A 6,038-nucleotide genomic window follows, 5' to 3' on the forward strand; every position below is an offset into this window, starting at 1 on the left:
CCCCGCCACCGCGCACCGGTGGCTGGGCGCCGACGGCACCGCCTGGACCCTGCACGAGGAGCCCGTCGACGCCGCGCTGCGCAGCGACGAGGCCGCCGCCGACGGCACCGTGCGCAGCCCGATGCCCGGAACGGTGCTCGCCGTGCCGGTCGCGGTCGGCGACGCGGTCACCGCCGGACAGGCGCTGGCCGTGGTCGAGGCCATGAAGATGGAGCACTCCGTCACCTCACCCGTCGACGGCACCGTGGCCACCGTCGCGGTCCGGCCCGGCGCGTCCGTCCCGATGGACGCCGTCCTGGTCGTCGTCGAGCCCACCGGGTCGCCGGACACCCCCGGAGACCCGTCCGCCCCCGCCACCAGCGAGGAGAACCAGCGTTGAACCGCCACCAGCTTTCCACCGAGCACGCCGACCTGCGGGCCGCCGTGGAGGAGTTCGCCCGGAGCGAGGTCGCCCCGGTCATCGCCGAGCACTACGAGAACGAGACCTTCCCCTACGAGGTCATCGCCAAGATGGGGCGGATGGGTCTGTTCGGCCTGCCGTTCCCCGAGGAGCACGGGGGCATGGGCGGCGACTACTTCGCGCTGTGCCTGGCCCTGGAGGAGCTGGCCCGGGTCGACTCCTCGGTGGCCATCACCCTGGAGGCGGGGGTGTCGCTGGGCGCGATGCCGCTGTACCGGTTCGGCACCGAGGAGCAGAAGAAGACCTACCTGCCGCGGCTGACCTCCGGCGAGGCGCTGGGCGCGTTCGGGCTGACCGAGCCCGACGGCGGGTCCGACGCCGGGGCCACCCGCACCACCGCCCGGCTGGAGGACGGGCAGTGGGTGATCAACGGGACCAAGTCGTTCATCACCAACTCCGGGACCGACATCACCGCGCTGGTCACCGTCACCGCCGTCACCGGGCGGCGCGAGGACGGGCGGCCGGAGATCTCGTCCATCCTGGTGCCCGCGGGGACCCCCGGGTTCTCGGTGGGGCAGAAGTACTCCAAGGTCGGGTGGAACGCCTCCGACACCAACGAGCTGGTGTTCGAGGACTGCCGGGTGCCCGAGGCGAACCTGGTGGGCGAGCGCGGCCGGGGGTACGCCCAGTTCCTGCGCATCCTCGACGAGGGCCGCATCGCCATCGCGGCGCTGTCGGTGGGCCTGGCCCAGGGCTGTGTGGACGAGAGCGTGCGCTACGCCCACGAGCGCAGCGCGTTCGGGAACACCATCGGCCACTACCAGGCGATCCAGTTCAAGATCGCCGAGATGGAGGCCCGCGCGCACACCGCCCGGCTGGCGTACTACGACGCAGCCTCGCGGATGCTGGCGGGCGAGCCGTTCAAGAAGGAGGCGGCGATCGCCAAGCTGGTGGCCTCCAACGCGGCCATGGACAACGCGCGCGACGCCACGCAGGTGTTCGGCGGGTACGGGTTCATGAACGACTACGCGGTGGGCCGCTTCTACCGGGACGCCAAGATCCTGGAGATCGGCGAGGGCACCAGCGAGGTCCAGAAGATGCTCATCGCCCGCGAGCTGGGGCTCCCGGCCTAAGGGGCGGGCGCCGAGGGGCCCGGGCACGAGATTCCCGGGCCCCTCCGGCGGCGGGGACGGCGTGACAGACCGGGCAGCGGTGTGCCGGGGCCGGAGGCGCCGCAAAGCCCACAGGGCATGGAAACCCGCCGGGGTTGAGAACCTCCTCGACATTAGGTCCGGATACGCCGCAAAGCCCGTAGGGCATGGAAACCCTCGGCAGCCGGGGAAGTTGGTGTTGAACGTGTGTCCGGCAGGTCTGCAAAGCCCGTAGGGCATACCGCACCGAGGGCGAGGGCGTCGGCTATGGCCATCGGTGGCCGGGACCGGCCTCGGAACGCCGCCGAACGGTCCCGAGGGGTGACAAGTCCCCACAATCGGCACAGAATGGACTCCGTACGGCCAGTGCGGGTCCCCTGCGTTCCGGACCCCTCAGACCCGGTCCGCCCACGCAGCGGCCCCCGCCACGGGTCCACGGCCACCCGTATCCCCGGCCGGAGGAGTCACCGGATGGAAGGCGCCCTGCCCGTCCTCGCCCTGGTCGTCGTCGTGGTGACGGCCGGCGCGGTCGTGGTCTCCGCGCACTTTCGCAAGGAACGCGTCGTCGAACTCCGCAGTTGGGCGCGCGCACAGGGATGGACCTACGCCGAACACCACCCCGCCCCGCTGGGCGCGGCCGCCCTCCCGCGCCCCATGGGCGGCCGCTCGCCGCGTTTTCGCCACGTCCTTGAAGGACGGCACGGCGGACACCACGTCACCCTCTTCGAGCACACCCCCCGCCCGGCCGCCCGCGGCACGGGCGAGGTCCCGCACACCTACCGGGTGGTGGCCGTGCGCACCCCCGGCACCGACACCGACCTGGAGATCCGCCGCCGCGACGACGCGCCGGCCGGCGCCGCCACCGACTTCGCCCGGGCCTTCCAGGTGTCCGGCGGCGACGGGTTCGCCCGCGCCGCCCTGGACCGGGAGACGGTGGCGTGGATGCTCTCCGACCCCCGGTCGCGCTCCTTCCCGGTCCGCTTCACCGGGGAGCACGTGCTCACCTGGGCCGTCCTGCGACTGGACCCGGACCGGGCGCTCACCGCCGCCGACTACCTCATCGACCTCATCGACCGCGTCCCCGAGCAGGCCTGGGGAACACACGCCACCGGGTCCTGACCCGGCCGGACACCACTGCGGGTCGCCGGGGGTGGCGCTAGAATCCGGCTTGCCCCGATGCAACAAGGAGTGACATCCGTCTTGAGCGACCCCAACTCGACGGCGCGCATCTCGCGCGCCGAGCTGTTCCGGGACCAGGAGGCCCCCGAAGCCCCGGACCCGAACTCGACGGCCCGGATCTCCCGGGCCGACCTCTTCCGCGACGACGAAGAGACCCCCGACCCCGACTCGACGGCGCGCATCTCGCGCGCCGAGCTGTTCCGGGACCAGGAGGCCCCCCAGGCCCCGGACCCGAACTCGACCGCGCGGATCTCCCGCGCGGACCTGTTCCGCGACGACGACTGATCCCGCGGCGGCGGCCGACGTCGCCCGCAACGCGCGAGCGCCCGCCCGGCGGACCGGACGGGCGCTCTTCGCACGTTGAGGAACGGTAGGCGTCAGCGGCGCTCGCGGACGGCGGCGACGATCTCGGCGACCGCCTCGTCCACCGGCACCCCGTTGTTCTGGGAGCCGTCGCGGTAGCGGAAGGAGACCGCGCCCTTGCTGATGTCCTCGTCGCCGGCCAGCAGCATGAAGGGCACCTTCTGCTTCTGGGCGTTGCGGATCTTCTTCTGCATGCGGTCGTCGCCCGCGTCGACCTCCACCCGGATGCCCTGGGCGCGCAGCTTGGCCGCGATCTCCTGGAGGTAGGGCACGTGCTCGTCGGCGATCGGGATGCCGACCGCCTGCACCGGGGCCAGCCAGGCCGGGAAGGCGCCCGCGTAGTGCTCCAGCAGGACGGCGAAGAAGCGCTCGATGGAGCCGAACAGGGCGCGGTGGATCATCACCGGGCGCTGGCGGGAGCCGTCGGCGGCGGTGTACTCCAGGTCGAACCGCTCGGGCAGGTTGAAGTCCACCTGGATGGTGGACATCTGCCAGGTGCGGCCGATGGCGTCCTTGGCCTGCACCGAGATCTTGGGGCCGTAGAAGGCGGCGCCGCCCGGGTCCATGACCAGTTCCAGCCCCTGCTTCTGGGCGGCCTGGCGCAGGGTCTCGGTGGCCTCCTCCCAGACCTCGTCCGAGCCGATGGACTTCTCCGGGTCCTTGGTGGACAGCTCCAGGTAGAAGTCGTTGAGCCCGTAGTCGCGCAGCAGGTCCAGCACGAAGGTCAGCAGCGAGTCGAGCTCGTCCGCCATCTGCTCCTTGGTGCAGTAGATGTGCGCGTCGTCCTGGGTGAAGCCGCGGGCGCGGGTGAGGCCGTGGACCACACCGGACTTCTCGTACCGGTACACGGTGCCGAACTCGAACAGGCGCAGCGGCAGCTCCCGGTAGGAGCGCCCGCGCGCGTCGAAGATCAGGTTGTGCATCGGGCAGTTCATCGGCTTGAGGTAGTAGTCCTGGCCGCCGTCGAGCTGCATGGGGGGGTACATGCCGTCCGCGTACCAGTCCAGGTGCCCCGACTTCTCGAACAGGGCGCCCTTGGTGGCGTGCGGGGTGTAGACGAACTGGTAGCCGCCCTCCTCGTGGCGCTGGCGGGAGTAGTCCTCCATGACCCGGCGGATGACGCCGCCCTTGGGGTGGAAGACCGCCAGGCCCGAGCCGATCTCGTCCGGGATGGAGAACAGGTCCAGCTCGGAGCCGAGCTTGCGGTGGTCGCGCTTCTCGGCCTCCTCCAGGAAGGTCAGGTACGCCTTGAGGGCGTCCTTGCTCTCCCAGGCGGTGCCGTAGATGCGCTGCAGCTGCGGGTTGGTCTCCTTGCCGCGCCAGTAGGCGGCGGCGGTGCGCATGAGCTTGAACGCGGGCACGACCCGGGTGGTGGGCAGGTGCGGACCCCGGCACAGGTCCTTCCAGCACTGCTCGCCGCTGCGCGGGTCGATGTTGTCGTAGATGGTGAGCTCGCCGGCGCCGACCTCCGCGGAGGCGCCCTCGGCGGCCTCGGCGGCGCCGCCCTTGAGGCCGATCAGCTCCAGCTTGTAGGGCTCGGTGGCCAGCTCGGCGCGGGCGGCCTCGTCGGTGACGACCCGGCGGTCGAAGCGCTGCCCCTGCTTGATGATCTGCTGCATCTTCTTCTCGATGCTCTTGAGATCGGCCGGGGTGAAGGGCTCGGCGACGTCGAAGTCGTAGTAGAAGCCGTTCTCGACGGGCGGGCCGATGCCCAGCTTGGCCTCGGGGAACAGCTCCTGGACGGCCTGGGCGAGGATGTGCGCGGTGGAGTGGCGCAGGATCGCCCGGCCCTGCTCGGAGTCGACGGTGATCGGCTCGACGGCGTCGCCCTCGTGCAGCTCGCGGAACAGGTCCCGCGGCTCGCCGTTGACCAGCGCGGCGATGACGGTCCGGCCGTCCGCCTCCAGCGCCTGCCCCGCCGTAGTGGTGGCCGCCACCACACGCGGTGTTCCGGCGATGGTGATGTGCAGCTCGGGCGCGGCGGACACGGTGACTCCTCGTAAGACGCGTACAGGTGGTGACGCCGGGCGCCGCGTCCGGTGCGGGCGGCGCCGCGTCTGCGAACGATGCTATCGGCTCCGGGCGGCGGCCGCCTCGCGGTCCGCGCCGGTCGGGAACGGCGTTCCACCGGGCGGTATACCGCGTATCCCCGGTGCGTATGCGGGGGAGGGGGCGGAACTTCTCCAGAGGAATGGGAAGTGCCGGGAACCGGCGCGCGGACACGATCGTTGGCCTGAAGATCGCATGATTCGGTCTCGGATGGCACCGCGTCCGAGGGTCCGTAACGGGAGGTCCGCACCGGGCCGACCGCGCAGGCCACCCGGGGAGGTGTCCGTGGATCAAGACGAATCTGTCCTGAATTGTCAGGTTTCCAGCGAGCCGTCCACAGGTTCGCCGGGGACCATTGATCCGCCTCGCGGGATCGGTGACAATCAGCAGACATCCGACCACCGCCCCCAGTCGACCCGAATGCACCCACTCGCTTCGACCGAATACCGTGAGCGCATGTCACCGAGCCCACCGAACGGCCCATCGACCCCGGAGACATCCCCCAGCCCGTCCCGCAGCAGCCGACGCGCCCGCGTGTGGCGGCGCACCAGGGCCCGGCTCCGCCTCTTCCGCAGGCGCATGCACATCCACCCGGTGCTCCACCTGCCCTGGCGCATCCTCGTGGGCACGGCGGGCACCGTGATCATCCTGGCCGGCCTGCTGATGATGGTGGCCCCGGGCCCGGGGGTCGCGGCGGTCATCCTCGGCCTGGTGGTCCTCAGCACCGAGTTCTCGTGGGCGCAGCGGCTGGTGCGCCCGGCCCGGGTCTGGTTCCGCCGGGCGGAGCGGTTCGGCATGCGGATGCGCGCCGAGGCGGTCAGGCGCTACCGCGCCCGGCGGGAGCTGCGGCGCAAGAGGCTCTCGGGGTGACCGTGAACGCCGGACACGGCGAAGGG

General features: G+C 71.6%; 6 protein-coding genes. 5 read left to right on the plus strand and 1 reads right to left on the minus strand.

What is annotated here, in order from left to right:
• From ACJOT3_RS31545 to ACJOT3_RS31560, 4 genes are all read left to right on the plus strand, one after another.
• Nucleotides 1-379, plus strand: a 379-nt coding sequence (locus ACJOT3_RS31545) for an acyl-CoA carboxylase biotin carboxyl carrier protein subunit (protein ID WP_406976783.1), incomplete at its 5' end; no start/stop codon positions are given.
• Nucleotides 376-1,533, plus strand: a complete 1,158-nt coding sequence (locus tag ACJOT3_RS31550; RefSeq protein WP_406976784.1) for an acyl-CoA dehydrogenase family protein — start codon at nucleotides 376-378, stop codon at nucleotides 1,531-1,533. The genes ACJOT3_RS31545 and ACJOT3_RS31550, both read left to right, overlap by 4 nt.
• A gap of 489 nt (nucleotides 1,534-2,022) precedes the next feature.
• Entirely contained in the window at nucleotides 2,023-2,670 is a 648-nt protein-coding gene (locus ACJOT3_RS31555; RefSeq protein ID WP_406976785.1) for a hypothetical protein, read from the plus strand.
• Between the two features lie 81 nt (nucleotides 2,671-2,751).
• Complete coding sequence (locus ACJOT3_RS31560) at nucleotides 2,752-3,015, plus strand: hypothetical protein (RefSeq protein ID WP_406976788.1); 264 nt, start codon at nucleotides 2,752-2,754, stop codon at nucleotides 3,013-3,015.
• Nucleotides 3,016-3,107: 92 nt separating this feature from the next.
• Here the strand turns inward: ACJOT3_RS31560 and thrS are convergent, their stop codons facing one another.
• A complete protein-coding gene (gene thrS, locus ACJOT3_RS31565) occupies nucleotides 3,108-5,081 on the minus strand; it encodes a threonine--tRNA ligase (protein WP_406976786.1) in 1,974 nt (657 codons plus the stop codon).
• 640 nt (nucleotides 5,082-5,721) lie between these two features.
• Between thrS and ACJOT3_RS31570 the strand changes: the two genes are divergently transcribed.
• Nucleotides 5,722-6,012 carry a PGPGW domain-containing protein gene (locus tag ACJOT3_RS31570; protein ID WP_406976787.1) on the plus strand — a complete coding sequence of 97 codons (291 nt, stop codon included), beginning with the start codon at nucleotides 5,722-5,724 and terminating at the stop codon, nucleotides 6,010-6,012.
• The last annotated feature ends 26 nt before the right edge of the window (nucleotides 6,013-6,038 follow it).

The sequence above is a fragment of the Nocardiopsis protaetiae genome (assembly GCF_045446735.1).
GTDB classification, from domain to species: domain Bacteria; phylum Actinomycetota; class Actinomycetes; order Streptosporangiales; family Streptosporangiaceae; genus Nocardiopsis; species Nocardiopsis protaetiae.

Excerpts from the sequence above, each read along its gene's own strand:
- ACJOT3_RS31570 (WP_406976787.1), top strand. The coding sequence starts at position 5,722 with ATGCACATCCACCCGGTGCTCCACCTGCCCTGGCGCATCCTCGTGGGC.
- ACJOT3_RS31555 (WP_406976785.1), top strand. The coding sequence starts at position 2,023 with ATGGAAGGCGCCCTGCCCGTCCTCGCCCTGGTCGTCGTCGTGGTGACG.